Origin of the sequence: Rhizobium sp. LjRoot30, assembly GCF_964253915.1 — a bacterium.
Lineage (GTDB): Bacteria > Pseudomonadota > Alphaproteobacteria > Rhizobiales > Rhizobiaceae > Metarhizobium.
This window is the reverse complement of sequence record NZ_CAXUSG020000002.1, coordinates 425668-441722: the sequence shown is the minus strand read 5'-3', so window position 1 is coordinate 441722 and position 16055 is coordinate 425668. Positions and strand designations below refer to the sequence as shown.

Below are 16055 nucleotides of genomic sequence, written 5' to 3'. Positions count from 1 at the left end.
AGAACCTCTGTGGTTTGATGTTGCCGGAGGCGCGTTTCCCGCTTCGCGACAATCTCGCTAGTCGATCCGCTTGAGGTCTTCGGGAATGCGGTAGGCGGAAGCCTCATATGGGAGGCGATGTTGGGCGGTGGTCGTTGTCTCCGTACTGAGGCATTCCCCGCCTTCGCCGACGCGGCTGATTGTCGTGGTCGCTTTTTCGCTGACGAGGATATCGGCAAACGCTCCACTTTCCGATGGCTTCATCGACAGGGTTCGTACGGTTTCCAGGAATTCCCCCGCACAATTCGTGTCCCATTCGCCCTGGTTTCTGGCGACCACGATGTTGTCGACGACCGGCTTGATCTGCCCGTCCTTTATCAGGAAAAGCCACAGGGTCGTTTCGCCGAACGGGTTGGGGCCGGAACTGCCGTGGAGCGACAGGCGCAATCCGAAGGCCGTATTCTTCGGTGCGAGGTGATAACGGGCGGTGTCGAAGGCGATATTGGAGACATAGAGCGCGTCGTCCGTCATCAGCCCCGGAAGACGCAGGCGTTGCCTGACTTCGAAACCGGCCGTATCGACGACAAGCAGTTCGATATCTCCTTCATTGCCGTCGTCGGATTGTTTCGTCATCAGCGGCACGGCGACCAGCGTCAATTCGGGGCGTGCCGGCCAGGCGCGGCAGAGCATGGCATGCGGGTCGTCGTCGCCGCTCTTTGGCAGTTTGATGGTGGCACCGGCGAATTCAAAAGCCTCGTTCGAGGTTTGAGTCGCGGACGGATAGGCTTTGCGGACGATATCGGCGCCACCCTCGCCGCATTCGTTTTGCGCAGCCCCAACATTCGGAGCGCTCAACGCAAGCGTAAGTGCCGCCAACGCAGGCAGGCAGCAGGACCAGGCGGAAAAAATTAAAGGCAAGCGCATGCTCTCTCTCGCAAATCGTCAGGAGGATCGTTGCGGCGCATTAGATAGCATATGTGACCGGCTCTCAGTATCCTCCGGCACAGTTGCCCGCTTCGAAGGCAATCGAATCCAACCCTTTGAAATATAATAGGCCAGGCGAATTTTGCATGAGGTCCTGCCCAAATTGAATTGGTCAGCCTCACTGGGTCATTCCTATGATCGGCCCCGAAGCGAGAGCAATTCCAGGAAAGGTTGCCTGCAAACCGGAGTCAGGGGCAGGCAAGGGGAACAGATGGGCAGGATCGTCTACATCCACGGTGAATTCACAACCGAGGAGGAGGCCCGTATCGGGCTTTTCGATCGCGGTTTCCTGTTCGGCGATGCCGTCTATGAGGTGACGGCCGTCATCGATGGCCGGATGATCGACAACGACCTGCATCTTGCCCGTCTCCAGCGCTCGCTGAAAGAACTCGCCATTCCGTTGCCGCTGTCGATGGAGGAGATCGCGGCAGTGCAGGCGGAACTGATCGCCCGAAACGATTTGCGGGACGGTACCGTTTACCTGCACGTCTCGCGCGGCGAGGCGGATCGCGATTTCTTCTATTCCGAGACACTGGCGCCGCGGTTGGTCGGCTTCACGCAGGCGAAGACATTGACCGGCACGAAGGCCCAGCAGAATGGCATTTCGGTCGATCTGGCCGACGATCCGCGCTGGCAGCGGCGTGACATCAAGACCGCCATGCTGCTGGGCCAGGTCATGGCGAAGCAGGCAGCACGCAGCCGCGGTTTCGACGATGTCTGGCTGGTCGAGGCGGGGCTGGTTACCGAAGGCGCCTCCGCCACGGCACATCTGATTACCGCCGATGGTCGCATCCTCACCCGCGCCGCGTCCCGGGCAACGCTGCCCGGCTGCACGCAACGTGCGCTTGCCCGGCTGTGCGAAACGGAAGGACTGCGGATCGAGGAACGCGCCTTTACCCCCGAGGAGGCGCAAGGCGCGGCTGAGGCGTTCCAGACCTCTGCCTCCAGCCTCGTCATGCCGGTCGTGAAGATCGGCGGCCGGACGGTTGGTGACGGCAAGCCCGGCCCGATGACGCGGCGGCTGCAGGCCCTCTATCTGGAAGCGGCCGGCGTTCCGTCTTAAACAAGGCGGTGATATCCGGGGGAATGGGAATGAAGACAGCGCGTGAACTGGGATTGATGCCGGAAAGCCGGCTGGCGGTGGGGCCGGACAATGGCATCACCGACGTGCCGGGTGTCGCGGTCGGCCACCGGTCCGTGCGCGGGGAAGGGATTTTTACCGGTGTTACGGCAATCGTTCCGCATCCGGGTGATCTCTTCCGCCTTAAGCCGCGCGCGGCTGTGGAGGTGATCAACGGCTTCGGCAAATCGGCCGGGCTGATGCAGGTGGCCGAACTCGGCACCATCGAAACGCCGGTCCTGCTGACCAATACGTTCGGGGTTGCAGCCTGCACGGAAGCGCTGATCCGCCGGGCAATTGCCGCCAATCCGTCGATTGGGCGCAAGACTTCAACGGTCAATCCGCTGGTCTGCGAATGCAACGACGGCAGCATCAACGACATTCAGGCGCTGGCAGTGACGCCTGACGATGCTGTCGCTGCGCTGGATGCGGCACGGCCAGGGCCAGTCGAACAGGGCGCCGTCGGCGCCGGTTCCGGCATGACCGCCTTCGGTTTCAAGGCCGGCATCGGCACGGCTTCTCGCCGCCTGCGCGTCGGCAAACGCGATTTTACATTGGGTGCCCTGGTGCTCGCCAATTTCGGCGCGGCGGGTGATCTCGTCCTGCCTGATGGCCGCCGTCCGGATCCGAGGGTGCCGGCCAGCCCGGAGCGCGGCTCCGTCATCGTCGTCATGGCAACGGATCTGCCGCTTGGCGACCGGCAACTGCAGCGCGTGGCGCGGCGTGGCGGGGCAGGATTGGCGCGGCTTGGTGCTTTCTGGGGTCATGGCAGCGGAGACGTCGTCCTCTGCTTCACCACGGCCGATCCGGTGGAACACGATCCCGCAAAAGCCTTTTCCATGCAGGAACGGCTGGCCGACGAGTTTATCGACCTTGCCTTCCGCGCGGCTGCCGAAACCGCGCAGGAGGCCGTGCTGAACGCGCTTTGCACGGCGCCTGCCACGACGGCCCGCAACGGCCGCCTCTATCCCGCCCTTGCCGACTGGCTGAAGGAGAGCCCCCGCCCATGAAAGTCTTCATCTCCGCCGATATCGAAGGGACCGCAGGCATCGCCCATTGGGACGAGGCCGAGCGCACCCATGCCGACTGGGCCGAATTCCGCACCCTGATGACCGCCGAAGTGGTCGCCGCCTGCGAGGGCGCGCATGCCGCAGGCGCCACGGAAGTGGTGGTGAAGGATGCCCACGACAGCGGCCGCAACCTGATCCTCGATCGCCTGCCCGACTATGTCCGCATCGTGCGCGGCTGGTCCGGTCACCCCGACTCCATGATGTTCGGTCTCGATGCCGGTTTCGCCGCGGCGGTCTATACGGGCTATCATTCCAAGGCCGGCAGCGAGGACAATCCGCTCGCCCACACCTCGAACATGCGGATTTCACGTCTCCTTATCAATGGCGAGGTGGCGTCGGAATTCACCGTCAATACGCTCTGCGCCGCCGGTTACGGCGTGCCCTCGGTCTTCCTTGCCGGTGACGCCGGCATTTGTTCGGAGGCACGAGCGATGGTGCCGGGCTTGAAAGCCGTGGAAACGCTTGAGGGCAAGGGCCGCGCCACGACCTCGATTTCCCCCGCCTGGTCGCGACGCCTGATCCGCGAAGGCGTGGCGGAGGCGCTCTCGGGTGACTTCAGCCAGGCGCTGCCGGCAGTGGCCGAGCACTACGAGGTGGTCATCGAGTTCAACAATCCGACCGACGCTTATCGCGCCGGCTGGTATCCCGGCGCCCGCGCGCATGGCCTGCGCGCCGTCGCCTTCGAGCATAGGGATTTCGCCGAGATCCCCCGCGCCCTGGTTTTCCTCAAGGCCTGATCAAGCGGGCTCTCGTTCCATCAGTTGCTTTGCTGTCCGCCACAGGTCTTCGACCTTGCTGTTGCGGCTGGCCGCGTGCCGGTAGAGACGGATTTCGAGATCGAGGTTCCAGCCTTCGTCGGCGGATGCGGATACGAGGCGGCCGCTGTCGATCTCGTCGCGGGCAAGGCTTTCCGGCAGCCAGCAGACGCCGGCGCCTGTCACAGCCATGTTCATCAGCCCGGCGCTGATGGTGTTTTCATGGGTCGTGCGGCGGCGGAAGGGCGGGCGGCGCAGGTGGAGGCGCGAAAGGGCGACGCCGAAGAAGGAATTGAACCCGTAGCTGAGATAGGGGATTGCCAGCCGCGGCTGCGCGACGGCCCGATCGAGGATGTGCAGTCCCGGCTGCGTGCCGCCGGCCATGGAGACATTGGCCGCGACCAGCGGAACCAGCCGGTCATGCGCCACCGTCAGTGACAGGAACTGCCGGCGGTCGAGGTGGAACGGCACTTCCGGGTGGGTGTAGGTCAGAAAGAAATCCGCCTCGTCGCCGACAAGCGCGTCGAGGTTTGCCTCGATGCCGCCGCGATCCGGCATCAGCGACGTGCTGAAGGCTCCCTCCACCTTTTCCAGCGATTTCAACCACCGCGGAAAAAACGTTACCGTCAGCGTGTGCAACGCCGCGAAGCGGATCAGGCCCGGTTCGTGGGACGGCCTCAGCGCCTCGCGGGCAGCGTAGCAGGTGCGGATTGCCTCCTGCGCCACCGGCAGGAAATTCCGGCCGGCCGGGGTGAGTTCGGCCGGCATGGTGGCGCGGCTGATCAGCGTTGCGCCCAGCCAGCTTTCCAGTTGCTTGATCCGCCGGCTGAAGGCAGGCTGCGTGACATTGCGCATTTCCGCCGCACGCGAAAAACTCGACGTGTCGGCAAGCGTCACGAAATCCTCCAGCCACTTGATCTCCATGTCGGGCTCCCCTCCCATCCACTCCGGTCATGGAACCGATCATAAGTCATTCATTCGAAATAGGTATGCCAATTTGGCATGGGTTTTTGCCAAAAGCGAATTGGCCAAGCTTGTCGCAATCCTTAACGTTGCGATAGGAGGAGCGGAGCGCCGGTTCGGGCGCACCGACAGGGAGTGATGAATGTCCGTTGTTATCGAAGCCGATCTTGTCCTGCACAACGGCCGCATCTGGTGCGGCCGTGGCGAGAGCGTCAGCGAAGCCATTGCCGTATGGCAGGGCAAGGTTCTTGCGACCGGCAGCAATGCCGAAATGCTCAGCCTCAAGGGGCCGCGGACCGAGGTCATCGACCTCGAGGGCCGGTTTGCCAGCCCCGGTCTGATCGATAACCATCTGCATCTCATCTCGACAGGCATCACCATGGGTTGGGTCGATGCGACGCCAGGTGTGGCGCCGACGCTCGCCGCCCTGACCGGAAAACTGGCCGAGCGCGCCGCGTCAACACCGAAGGGCGGCTGGGTTCGTGCCCGCGGCTACGACCAGGTCAAGCTCGATGTCGGTCGCCATCCGACGCGTGAGGAACTCGACCGCGCCGTGCCGGACCATCCCGTGCTGTTGACGCGCGCCTGCGGCCATGTGGCGATCGCCAATTCGCTGGCGCTGAAGCTTGCCGGCGTGACCGAGGCGACACCGGTGCCGGATGGCGGCGTGATCGGTCTCACCGATGGCCGCCTGAACGGTTTTCTCGCTGAAAATGCCATGAACCTCATCAAGGCGGCGATGCCCGAGGTGACGACGGACGAACTGATCGATGGTATCGAGCGGGGAGGGCGCTACCTGCTCTCGCTCGGCATCACCAGCTGCATGGATGCCGCCGTCGGCCATGTGTCGGGTTTTGCCGAAATCCAGGCCTATGAAATGGCCAAGGTTTCCGGTCGCCTGCCGGTGCGTGTCTGGTTGACGCTGCTCGGCGATCCGGGTGTTTCGATCGTCGAGGATTGCTGGCGCGCCGGCCTTATTTCCGGCGCCGGCGACGATATGCTGCGCGTCGGTGCGGTAAAAATCTTCCTCGATGGTTCGGCAGGCGGGCGCACCGCCTGGATGACGAAACCCTATCTGGGCGAACCGGACAATATCGGCGTGCAGATGCTGCCGGACGAGGTGGTCGAATCGATCGTCAAATCCTGCCACGACCGCGGCTACCAGATGGCGTGCCACGCCATCGGCGACGGTGCCATCGAGCAATTGATCACGGCGTACGAAAAGGCGCTGGCGGCAAAACCCGACCCGGACCGCCGTCACCGCATCGAGCATTGCGGTTTCTCGACGGCCGAGCAGGATGCGCGCATGAAAGCCGCCGGTATCCTGCCGGCGCCGCAGATGGCCTTCATCCACGATTTCGGCGACAGCTACATTTCCGTGCTCGGGGAGGAGCGCGGCAAGTCGTCCTACCAGATCGGTACGTGGATGCGTTTGGGCCTGAAACCCTCGACCGGTTCGGATTCGCCGGTCTGCTCGCCCGACCCGTTCCCGAACCTTTCCGCCATGATCACCCGCAAGACCGGCAAAGGCACCGTCATGAATGCCTCCGAGCAGCTGAGCCGGGAAGAGGCGCTGCAGGCCTATACAGAATACGGCGCCTGGTCGCAGAAGGCCGAAGCGGTGAAGGGCAAGCTGGTGCCGGGCCAATGGGCCGATATTGCCGTCTTCGACAACGATCTGCTGACGGCGGAGCCCGAAACCATTCTCTCAGGCACCCGCTGCCTGCTGACACTGCTTGCAGGCCGCGTGGTGTACGATGCGCGCTGACGGCCTGCCGGACTGAACAATCGAAACGATGCCGAAAACGGCACGGGAGGGAACCGAAATGCTCAAAAGACTGACACTGGCCGCAATGCTCAGCCTCGGCGTGGCTTCCGGGGCGCTGGCCGCCGGCGAGCGCCATGGGGGAACGCTCGTCTTCACCGCGCCTTACGGCTCCAGTTTCGCGACGCTCGACGTCCAGGCCAGCCCGAACACGCAGGAAGAATTCATCACCCAGGCGATCCATCGCGCCCTTTACAGCTGGGATTCGATCCAGAACAAGCCGGTGCTGGAACTGGCGGACTCCGAGGATGTTTCCGAGGACGGCACGGTCCACACCTATCACCTGCGCAAGAACGCCGTCTTCCATAACGGCAAGCCGCTGACGGCCGATGACTTCATCTACAGCTACAAGCGCATCGCCAATCCGAAAAACGCCTTCCCGGGGGCAAGCTTCATCGCCAACATCAAGGGCGCCGACGATTACATCGCCGGCAAGGCGGAAGAAATTTCCGGCCTCAAGAAGATCGACGACAATACGCTGGAAATCACCTACACCGGCCCGATCAACCCCGGATTCCCGTTGATGCAGAACACGACGGTGATTTATCCGTCAAATATCTCGGATGAAGCCAGCTTCGCCAAGAACCCTGTCGGCCTCGGCGCCTTCGTCTTCAAGGAACATGTGCCGGGTTCTCAGGTCGTCGTCGAAAAGTTCGACAAGTATTACGAAGAGGGCAAGCCCTATCTCGACCGCATCAACATCGTCTTGATGGCCGAAGACGCCGCTCGCGACGTCGCTTTCCGCAACAAGGAAATCGATGTCTCGATCCTTGGCCCGACGCAGTACCAGGCCTATCAGGGTGAGGACGCTCTGAAGGGGCAGTTGCTGGAAGTTGCGGAAGTCTACACCCGCAATATCGGCTTCAATCCGGCCTTCGAGCCGTTCAAGGACAAGCGGGTGCGCCAGGCGATCAACCACGCCATCAACGCGCCGCTGATCATCGAGCGACTGGTCAAGAACAAGGCCTATCCGGCTTCCGGCTGGCTGCCGATCTCATCGCCGGCCTTCGACAAGGACAAGGCTGCCTATGCCTTCGATCCGGAAAAGGCAAAGGCACTACTCGCAGAAGCCGGCTATGCGGACGGTTTTGAATTCGAAGTGACGGCGAGCCCGAACGAGAGCTGGGGCGTGCCGATCGTCGAGGCCATCCTGCCGATGCTGAAGAAGGTCGGCATCACCGTGAAGCCGAAGCCGGTTGAAAGCTCGGCGCTCGGCGAGGCGGTGACCACCAACAACTTCCAGGCCTTCATCTGGTCCAACCTGTCCGGTCCCGATCCGCTGAACGCGCTGCGCTGCTACTATTCCAAGACGCAGCAATCGGCCTGCAACTATACGAGCTATGCGAGCGCCGACTTCGACAAGCTGTACGAAGCAGCCCAGCAGGAGCGTGATCCGGCCAAGCAGAACGACCTGCTGCGCCAGGCCAATAACATCGTCCAGGATGACGCGCCGGTCTGGTTCTTCAACTACAACAAGGCGGTCATGGCCTACCAGCCATGGATCCATGGCCTCGTTCCGAATGCGACGGAACTGGCAGTCCAGCCCTATGACGAGATCTGGATCGACGAAAACGCGCCGGACGCGCGCAAGTAAAGCCTTGAGGGGTTCGGGGGCGGCGTAAAGTCGCCCCCGCATCGATTGTCGCGCCCGTCAGGGCGGCCAAAACGGAACCGCTCATGCTTCGTTTCACCCTGCGCCGCATTTTGCAGATCATTCCGACTGTCGTCGTGGTGGCGCTGCTGATCTTCGTCATCTTCTCCGTCGTTCCCGGTACCTTCGCCGCCAGCCTTTTCGCCGACGGCAAGCGCGCTGCCGATCCGCAGATGATCGCTCGCCTCAACGAGGAGTTCGGGCTCAACAAGCCGCTGATGGAGCGCTTCGTGACCTATGTCACGGATCTGGCGCAATTCGATCTCGGCACCAGTTTCCGCACCCGCCAGCCGGTGATCGACCTGATCAACGACCGCATGTGGGCCTCGCTGAAACTCGCCATCGCCGCGATGGTCTTTGCCCTCGTCGTCGGCGTGCCGCTCGGGTTCCTCGCGGCGCTCAAACCCGGCTCGATCCTCGATACGGTGACGATGATCGGCGCGGTTTCCGGCCTGTCCATGCCGCAGTTCTGGCTCGGCCTGCTGATGATGTACCTGTTTGCCCTGCAGCTGAACTGGTTGCCGAGCTTCGGTTATGGCGACGGCTCGTTCCAGCATCTCATATTGCCCGCCGTCACACTGGGCGTCACGCCGCTGGCGCTTCTGGCGCGCACCACGCGGGCCGGCGTGCTGGACGTGCTGAATGCCGATTTCATCCGCACCGCCCATTCCAAGGGCATGAGCGAGATGAAGGTGGTGCGCTGGCATGTGGCGCGCAATGCGCTGGTGCTGATCGTCACCACGGTCGGCCTGCAGTTCGGTTCGCTGATCGGCCAGGCCGTCGTCATCGAAAAGCTGTTTGCCTGGCCGGGCATCGGTTCGCTGCTGGTCGACAGTGTGGCGATCCGCGACATTCCGGTGGTGCAGGGCACGATCCTCGTCATCGTGCTGTGGTTCCTCGTCATCAACACGGCCGTCGATCTGATCTATGCCGCGATCGATCCGCGCATCAAGCAGGAGTGACGGCAATGCGGCTTGGCTTTAATTTCTGGCTCGGCGCAACGCTGACGGCACTGGTGATCCTCGCCGGCGCGCTTGCCCCCTGGATCGCGCCTTTCGACCCGGTGCTCGATGCGGACCTGATGAGTTCCGAGCTGCCGCCCGACGCCACCTTCTGGTTCGGCACGGACGCGCAGGGCCGCGATGTCTATACCCGCATCCTCTACGGCGCACAGATTTCGCTGACGGTTGGCATCGTTTCGCAGGTGATCAATTCGATCATCGGCATCACGCTCGGCATGACCGCCGGATATTGGGGCGGCTGGTGGGACGACCTGGTGAACGGCCTGACCAACGTCATGCTCGCCATCCCCTCGCTGATCTTCGCGCTCGCCGTCATGGCCGTACTCGGGCCTGGCCTGCCGTCGCTGCTGGTGGCGCTCGGCCTCACCAACTGGAGCTGGACCTGCCGCATCGCCCGCTCCTCGACGCTTTCGTTGAAATCGCAAGGCTATGTACAGGCGGCGCAGACGCTCGGCTACGGCGACCTGCGCATCATGTTCACGCAGATCCTGCCCAACATGATGGGGCCGATCCTGGTGATGGCGACGCTCGGCATGGGTTCGGCGGTGCTCTCCGAAGCAGCACTTTCTTTCCTCGGCCTCGGCATCCAGCCGCCGTTCCCGAGCTGGGGGTCGATGCTGACGGATGCGCGCCAGCTGATCCAGCTTGCCCCATGGGTGGCGATTTTCCCCGGGCTTGCCATCTTCCTGTCGGTTCTCGGCTTCAATCTTCTCGGTGACGGCCTGCGCGACAGCCTCGATCCGCATATGAGGACACGCAAGCCATGACCACGCCGCTTCTCGATATCAGGGATCTGTGCCTTGACGTCATGCTGGGCCGTTCGGTCTGCAAACCCCTACTCAAGAACGTCTCTTTCCAGATCATGCCGGGCGAAGCCTACGGTCTCGTCGGTGAATCCGGCTCGGGCAAGTCGGTGACATCGCTTGCCGTCATGGGGCTTCTGAAGAGGCCGCTTGCGGTCTCCGGCGGCGAGATCCAGTTCAAGGGACAGAACCTGCTCGCCGTGTCGAAGCGCGAGATGCGCCGCCTGCGCGGCAATCGCATCGCGATGATCTTCCAGGAACCGATGACGGCGCTTAACCCGCTGTCGACGGTCGGGCGGCAGATCGCCGAAATGTTCGTGCTGCACCAGGGCAAAAGCTGGAGCGAGGCGCAAAAACTCGCCGTCGAGGCGCTGGGCAATGTGCGCGTGCCCAATCCCGACCGGCGGGCGAAAAACTATCCGCACCAGATGTCCGGCGGCCTGCGCCAGCGGGTGATGATCGCCATGGCGCTCGCCTGCAATCCCGATCTTCTGATCGCCGACGAGCCGACCACGGCGCTCGACGTCACCGTGCAGGCGGAGGTGCTGCGGCTGATCAAGGAGCTTTGCGCCGAGCGCGGCACGGCCGTGCTGTTCATCAGTCACGATCTCGGCGTCATCGCCAGCATCTGCCAGCGCGTCGGCGTGATGTATGCCGGCTGCCTGGTCGAGGAGAACGAGACGCGGGCGCTGTTCGAAAACCCGCGGCACGATTATACCCGCGGCCTTCTCGGCGCCCTGCCGCGCCTCGGCAGCCGTAGCGAGCACGGCCGCCAGCGCCTGGTCGATATCGACAGCATCATCGCCGACCGCTCGAAACTGACGGATACGCGCTTCCTCACCCCGCGCGCCGTACAAGGGAGTGAGCCATGAGCGCGCCGCTGTTGCAGGTGGATGATCTCCACGTCCGGTTCCCGATTTCCGGCGGCGGCCTGCTCGGTGCCGGGCGGCGCATGCTGCACGCCGTCAACGGCGTCAGCTTTTCGCTGGCGAAGGGCGAATGCCTGTCGATCGTCGGCGAATCCGGCTGCGGCAAGTCGACGACGGCCCTGTCCATTCTCGGCCTGCAGCAGCCGACGGCGGGAACGATCCGCTATCGCGGCCAGCCGCTGACCGGATCGGGCGCGCCGGGCCGTATGCAGCGCGCCAAGGCGGTGCAGATGGTTTTCCAGGACCCTTACGCCTCGCTGAACCCGCGCCAATCGGTGCGCACCTCTCTCGCCGCGCCGCTGAAGCTGCACGGCATCACCGCAACCTCGGAAATCGAGGGTCGCATCGAGGCCATGCTGAAGAATGTCGGCCTGACACCCGAGCAGGCGGCTCGGTATCCGCATGAGTTTTCCGGCGGCCAGCGCCAGCGCATCGGTATTGCCCGGGCACTGATCCTCGAGCCGGAGATCGTGGTGCTCGACGAACCGGTCTCCGCACTCGACGTTTCGATCCGCGCCCAGATCATCAACCTGTTGCTCGACCTGCAGGAAAAGCTTGGCCTTTCCTATCTGATGATCAGCCACGACTTGAGCGTCGTCGAGCATATGAGCGACCGGGTGTTGGTGATGTATTTTGGCGAGGTGGTCGAAGAGGGAGGCTGGCGGGAGATTTTCGAAGCACCCGCCCACCCCTATACGCGCCGACTGATCGCGGCCATTCCCGATCCGGAGACTGCGCTTGACCCGAATGCAAAAGCCGATCGTTTCGACGATGTTCCCCGGCTGGCCGGCCGTCAATTCGTGGCCGATGGCAGCGTAGCACCGGATGTCTTTACGGCACCTGCTCCCTCCGAGCTGGTGGAGATCGGAGACGACCACCGGGTCCGACTGGCTTTGATGTAGGCGGCAGGGAAAGCCCGGGCAAGGCGGCTCGACCGCCGATCCGCAACGGCCGTGCCGACAAGGGGAAATACAATGAACCGCAAGCCGAAAATCGCCGTGATCATGGATGAGAACACCAGTTCCGGGGGCGACCGCTACGATATCTCGAAAAGTTACTTCGCGGCGCTCAGCCGCGCCGGCGCTTTTGCTGTCGGCATTCCTTATGCGCTGGAGTTCGTCGATCAGGTGATCGAGGAGTTCGATGGGTTCCTCAGTGTCGGGGGGCGCATCAATTTCCCCAAGGAATGGTATGTCGAAGGCGATCAGTCCCAATACCCGCTATCCGATCGCCTGGCGGTCGAGATGGCGCTGATGAAAGGATTCCTGGCGCAGGACAAACCGGTGCTCGGCATCTGCAACGGCATGCAGATGCTTGCCTGCCTGAACGGCTGCCGCATGGTTTCGGACGTGCATTCGTCATGGCCGGGTGCCCTGAACCATGACAGCAGCGGGTTGTGCCACCACGTGAAAATTTCCGGCGGTACCCGGATGGCGGATATCTTCGATGCCGAAAGTTTCAGCGTCAACACCTTCCACCGGGAGGCCGTTGTCGAAGTCTCCAGCGCTGTGGTCGTGACGGCGCGGGGAACCGACGGCGTTGTCGAAGCGATAGAGGTGCCTGCTTATGCTTTTGCCATGGGCTTGCAGTGGCATCCGGAGCGGCTTGATGCCGAGAGCCATCCGGGCGCCCGGATATTCGGTGCCTTCGTGAAAGCGGCGAGGCGTTGATCCCGCACGCCTTCTGCTTCACCGCCCCTTATGTTTCGGAGTTGTACCGCCCATTCCCACCTTGGCCTGCAGCGCCTTTATTTCCGGTCCGGTGAGATTGCGCGTCTCGCCCTTGGGCAGGTCGCCCAGTTGCAGCGTGTCGATCGCCACCCGGACGAGGCGCAGGCACTCGACGCCAAGGCCTTCCAGCATCCTGCGGATCTGCCGGTTGCGGCCTTCCCGCAGTTCGATTTCGAGCCAGGCGTTCTTGTCGCCGGCGCGCAGGGGCCGGACGGAAGCGGCACGCAACAGCTCGCCGTCGCTCATGATGCCTGCGGTCATCTGCTTGAGGTCGGTTGCTTCGAGCGTTCCCCGGATCTGCACATGGTACAGTTTCGGAACGTGGGTCGCCGGATCGAGCAGCCGCTGGGCGAACACCGTGTCGTTGGTAAACAGAAGCAGGCCTTCGCTTGCCTTGTCGAGACGTCCGACGGCGGAAAGGAAAGGAACGTCGTGCTTGAAACCGTCGTAGACGGTGGCGCGGCCTTCAGGGTCGTCACGCGTGGTGATCAGGCCGCGCAGCTTGTTCATCATGATATAGGCCTTGGTGGAAGCTGATACGACTTCTCCATCCACGGCGATCTTGTCATTTGCCAGGTCGACCCATGTAGAGGGGTTCGTAACGCGCCGCCCATTGAGCGCGACGCTGCCGCCCGCGATCAGTTGTTCGGCCTGCGTGCGCGAACAGTAACCGAGCTTGGACAGCGCGCGGGGCAGCGTAACCCGCAAGCCTGGAGGGGCGGAAAATGATCTGGTCACGATGTATAAACGGCTCTTCGGGCGTAGATCTCGTTGCTGGGACGGGGATTGGTACATCCTGGCTGCCGCGAACGCAAACCGGCTTTTTCCCCCGCATCGGATCATGAGCCGTTTTTCGGGTGCCGACGCTTCCGCCGGAGAGGCGCAAAGGACGGGCGATGAGCGTCGACGCTGCAGCGCCTCGCTGTGCTTGACAAACCAGAGGAGCCGCTTCAGTCTGACGCAATGAATACGTTCTGGGTCTATATAGCGTCGTGCAAGACGCACCGGATTTTCCTCATCGCGGGAATTTGACCCCGGCTCGGCGCTTTGTCGCGAGTACGGGGAGCGCCTGAACCCATCCTTGCATTTTCAAGCTGTCGATCCCGACCTCCCATGGAGGCTTGAGGATATGCGCCGATTTTGGAGCACAGCCATGTCCGATGACCCGCAACATCCCGTCTTCCAGCGCCGCCACCGGCCACTTCGCTTTTATTGCCATGCGGGCAGCCTGATCGCAGGATAGCTGCCCTGGTCGGAAAAACACCGGCCAGGGGATCTCCAAACCCAAATCATCATTCCGATGCCGGGATCGCAATGCGCGATCCGGGGGAGATTGTCATGCAACGAGAAACCTTTTTCCAATTGACCACAAAGGATGTCGATATCCTGACGGCCCTGCTCGACCGTTCGCCGGAGGACCATGCGTATCTCCGGCTGTTGCGCAACAAGCTGAATTTTTCTACGATTTGTTTTCGGGATGACGTTCCGTCCGACGTCGTCACGCTGAACAGCCGTCTCTGCTACAGCATCAATGGCAGGCCGCATGGGCCGCATATCCTCGTGCAAAGCGAAGGTGACGACCTGCCGGCTTTTGCGATCTCGATCCATACGATGCGCGGCCTCGCTCTCCTCGGTCTCGCTGTGGGGGAGGTGACGACGATCGCCTATGCGAACGGGCGCCATGAGACGCTCGCGGTGGAAGAGCTGATGCACCAGCCGGAGGTCGCCTTGCGTCTTGGCAAACACCGGAGCCTCGATCCAGCGGCCGAGCTTGGACAGTCCGGTGTTGTATGGTTCCGACCGAAAAACCAGCGTGCCTTCGTGCCCGACAACGATAGCGACGGCGACGATCCTGGTCCGCAGGCTGCCTGATGCAGCTTGCTAAAATGCACGACCACCGAACGCAGATAAGCCTGCGTTCGGTTGAAACGCCGGCGCGATCAGACAAATCCCAGGTGGGGCGCCGTCCGTTCCCGTATCGAGAGCCGCTGCGCCCACGCCGGGCAACGCCGGCTCGAAAGGCAGACGACTGGATCCGCCGGTGTGGGGCTCCGCCCTCAAGAAAATTTTAGCGATCGGGTGAAAGTCGGCTAGGCAATTAGGGGCCTATTCAAGAGAAATTATTTTCAGAATTTTAAGGTGCTCGATTAATTTCCGCTTACGGAGATTTTTTTCGTGATCTTTTTGCCGATAAAAATTGACGAATTGCGCGTTTCAATCTCCCGATATCAAGAAAATTATTTACAAAAGTGCTCGATCTGCTAGAAAGCCAACGAGGCCGCAACGGCATTCGGCCCTGTTAAACGGGGTGCGGGAAAACAATCAAAACGGGATGGAAACCATGGCGTTCGTCACAATGGGGCCGATGCTCAAGCGCGCGCAGGCGGCCCGCTACGGCATCGCCGCCTTCAACATGATCGACTACAACAGTGCCCGCTCGATCATCGAAGGCGCTGCTGATCTCCAGGCGCCGATCATCGTCCAAGTGTCCGTCAAGACGATCAAGCATTGGGGTTACAAGCCGATTGCCACCTGGGTGCGGATGATGGCCGAAGATGTCGATGTGCCGGTGGCACTGCATCTCGACCATTGCAGCGATGCCGATGTCATCCGCCGCTGTATCGACGCCGGCTGGTCGTCGGTGATGTTCGATGGTTCCTCCCTGCCGTTTGCCGAAAACAAGGCCCGCTCCGAAGAGATTTATGCCATGACGGAGGCGGCTGGCGTTGGCCTGGAAGCGGAGATCGGTGCCATCGGCGGCGTCGAGGACGACAAGTTTGTCGCCGAGGATTCGGCGATCCTGGCCGATTACGACGAGTGCCTGGCTTTCGTGCAGAACATGCCCAACCTCGCCGTCTTCGCGCCGGCGATCGGCACGGCCCACGGTTTCTACAAGGGCCAGCCGAAGATCGCTTACGGCCTGCTTGAAAAGATCACCGCGGCAATTCCGATCCCGATCGCCCTGCATGGCGGTACCGGCCTCAGCCAGGAACAGTTCGACCGCTGCATTGCCGGAGGCTGCGCCAAGGTCAACATTTCCACGATGCACAAGCATCGCTTCATCGAAGGTTTTATTGCCGTACGAACGGACAAGCCGAAGCTTGAGGAGCCGTTGCCCTTCATCACCGGCCAATATGAGGCGATGAAGAAGGATGTGCTCGACATGATCCGTGCCTTAGGCTCCGCCGGCAAGGCTGCACATGCTGCGGGAAAGGAGGGTTGAG

At 62.3% G+C, this 16055-nt stretch carries 15 protein-coding genes; 12 read left to right on the top strand and 3 right to left on the bottom strand.

Going from position 1 to position 16055, the window contains the following annotated elements; translation table 11 throughout:
• Positions 1-57 precede the first annotated feature (57 nt).
• Positions 58-903: a hypothetical protein gene (locus tag ACSQ3I_RS06015; protein WP_435996987.1), complete on the bottom strand. Its 846-nt coding sequence runs from the start codon at positions 901-903 to the stop codon at positions 58-60.
• A 271-nt stretch (positions 904-1174) separates the two neighbouring features.
• On the opposite strand from ACSQ3I_RS06015, the gene ACSQ3I_RS06010 reads away from it, so the two are divergent.
• The 3 genes from ACSQ3I_RS06010 to ACSQ3I_RS06000 are packed head-to-tail and all read left to right on the top strand — an operon-like array spanning position 1175 to position 3890.
• Positions 1175-2026 (top strand): D-amino-acid transaminase, encoded by an 852-nt coding sequence (locus ACSQ3I_RS06010; protein ID WP_435996985.1) that lies wholly within the window; start codon positions 1175-1177, stop codon positions 2024-2026.
• Positions 2027-2055: 29 nt separating this feature from the next.
• Positions 2056-3093: a P1 family peptidase gene (locus tag ACSQ3I_RS06005; protein ID WP_435996983.1), complete on the top strand. Its 1038-nt coding sequence runs from the start codon at positions 2056-2058 to the stop codon at positions 3091-3093.
• Complete coding sequence (locus ACSQ3I_RS06000) at positions 3090-3890, top strand: M55 family metallopeptidase (protein WP_435996981.1); 801 nt, start codon at positions 3090-3092, stop codon at positions 3888-3890. The genes ACSQ3I_RS06005 and ACSQ3I_RS06000 overlap by 4 nt, the downstream gene beginning before the upstream one ends.
• Here ACSQ3I_RS06000 and ACSQ3I_RS05995 read toward each other — a convergent pair whose 3' ends face one another.
• On the bottom strand, positions 3891-4832 hold the full coding sequence (locus tag ACSQ3I_RS05995; RefSeq protein WP_435996980.1) for a LysR family transcriptional regulator: 942 nt from the start codon (positions 4830-4832) through the stop codon (positions 3891-3893).
• Between the two features lie 181 nt (positions 4833-5013).
• Between ACSQ3I_RS05995 and ACSQ3I_RS05990 the strand changes: the two genes are divergently transcribed.
• The 7 genes from ACSQ3I_RS05990 to ACSQ3I_RS05960 all read left to right on the top strand — a co-directional run bounded on the left by ACSQ3I_RS05990 (position 5014) and on the right by ACSQ3I_RS05960 (position 12771).
• Positions 5014-6639 (top strand): amidohydrolase, encoded by a 1626-nt coding sequence (locus ACSQ3I_RS05990; RefSeq protein ID WP_435996978.1) that lies wholly within the window; start codon positions 5014-5016, stop codon positions 6637-6639.
• A gap of 58 nt (positions 6640-6697) precedes the next feature.
• Positions 6698-8290 carry an ABC transporter substrate-binding protein gene (locus tag ACSQ3I_RS05985; RefSeq protein ID WP_435996976.1) on the top strand — a complete coding sequence of 531 codons (1593 nt, stop codon included), beginning with the start codon at positions 6698-6700 and terminating at the stop codon, positions 8288-8290.
• A gap of 83 nt (positions 8291-8373) precedes the next feature.
• Entirely contained in the window at positions 8374-9309 is a 936-nt protein-coding gene (locus ACSQ3I_RS05980; protein WP_435996974.1) for an ABC transporter permease, read from the top strand.
• 5 nt (positions 9310-9314) lie between these two features.
• The gene (locus tag ACSQ3I_RS05975; protein WP_435996973.1) at positions 9315-10136 is read left to right on the top strand and encodes an ABC transporter permease; all 822 of its coding nucleotides are present in this window, start codon (positions 9315-9317) and stop codon (positions 10134-10136) included.
• Positions 10133-11044, top strand: coding sequence for an ABC transporter ATP-binding protein (locus ACSQ3I_RS05970; RefSeq protein ID WP_435996971.1), 912 nt, complete (start codon positions 10133-10135; stop codon positions 11042-11044). Before ACSQ3I_RS05975 ends, ACSQ3I_RS05970 begins: the two co-directional genes overlap by 4 nt.
• Entirely contained in the window at positions 11041-12003 is a 963-nt protein-coding gene (locus tag ACSQ3I_RS05965; RefSeq protein WP_435996969.1) for an ATP-binding cassette domain-containing protein, read from the top strand. The genes ACSQ3I_RS05970 and ACSQ3I_RS05965 overlap by 4 nt, the downstream gene beginning before the upstream one ends.
• A 72-nt stretch (positions 12004-12075) precedes the next feature.
• Entirely contained in the window at positions 12076-12771 is a 696-nt protein-coding gene (locus ACSQ3I_RS05960; protein ID WP_435996967.1) for a gamma-glutamyl-gamma-aminobutyrate hydrolase family protein, read from the top strand.
• Positions 12772-12789: 18 nt separating this feature from the next.
• Here the strand turns inward: ACSQ3I_RS05960 and ACSQ3I_RS05955 are convergent, their stop codons facing one another.
• Positions 12790-13626 carry a pseudouridine synthase gene (locus tag ACSQ3I_RS05955; RefSeq protein WP_435997558.1) on the bottom strand — a complete coding sequence of 279 codons (837 nt, stop codon included), beginning with the start codon at positions 13624-13626 and terminating at the stop codon, positions 12790-12792.
• Between the two features lie 543 nt (positions 13627-14169).
• On the opposite strand from ACSQ3I_RS05955, the gene ACSQ3I_RS05950 reads away from it, so the two are divergent.
• Together ACSQ3I_RS05950 and ACSQ3I_RS05945 are read left to right on the top strand one after the other, a co-directional pair.
• Positions 14170-14703 (top strand): transcription elongation factor GreAB, encoded by a 534-nt coding sequence (locus tag ACSQ3I_RS05950; protein WP_435996965.1) that lies wholly within the window; start codon positions 14170-14172, stop codon positions 14701-14703.
• Positions 14704-15172: 469 nt separating this feature from the next.
• Entirely contained in the window at positions 15173-16054 is an 882-nt protein-coding gene (locus ACSQ3I_RS05945) for a class II fructose-bisphosphate aldolase (RefSeq protein WP_435996963.1), read from the top strand.
• Position 16055: the final 1 nt, after the last annotated feature.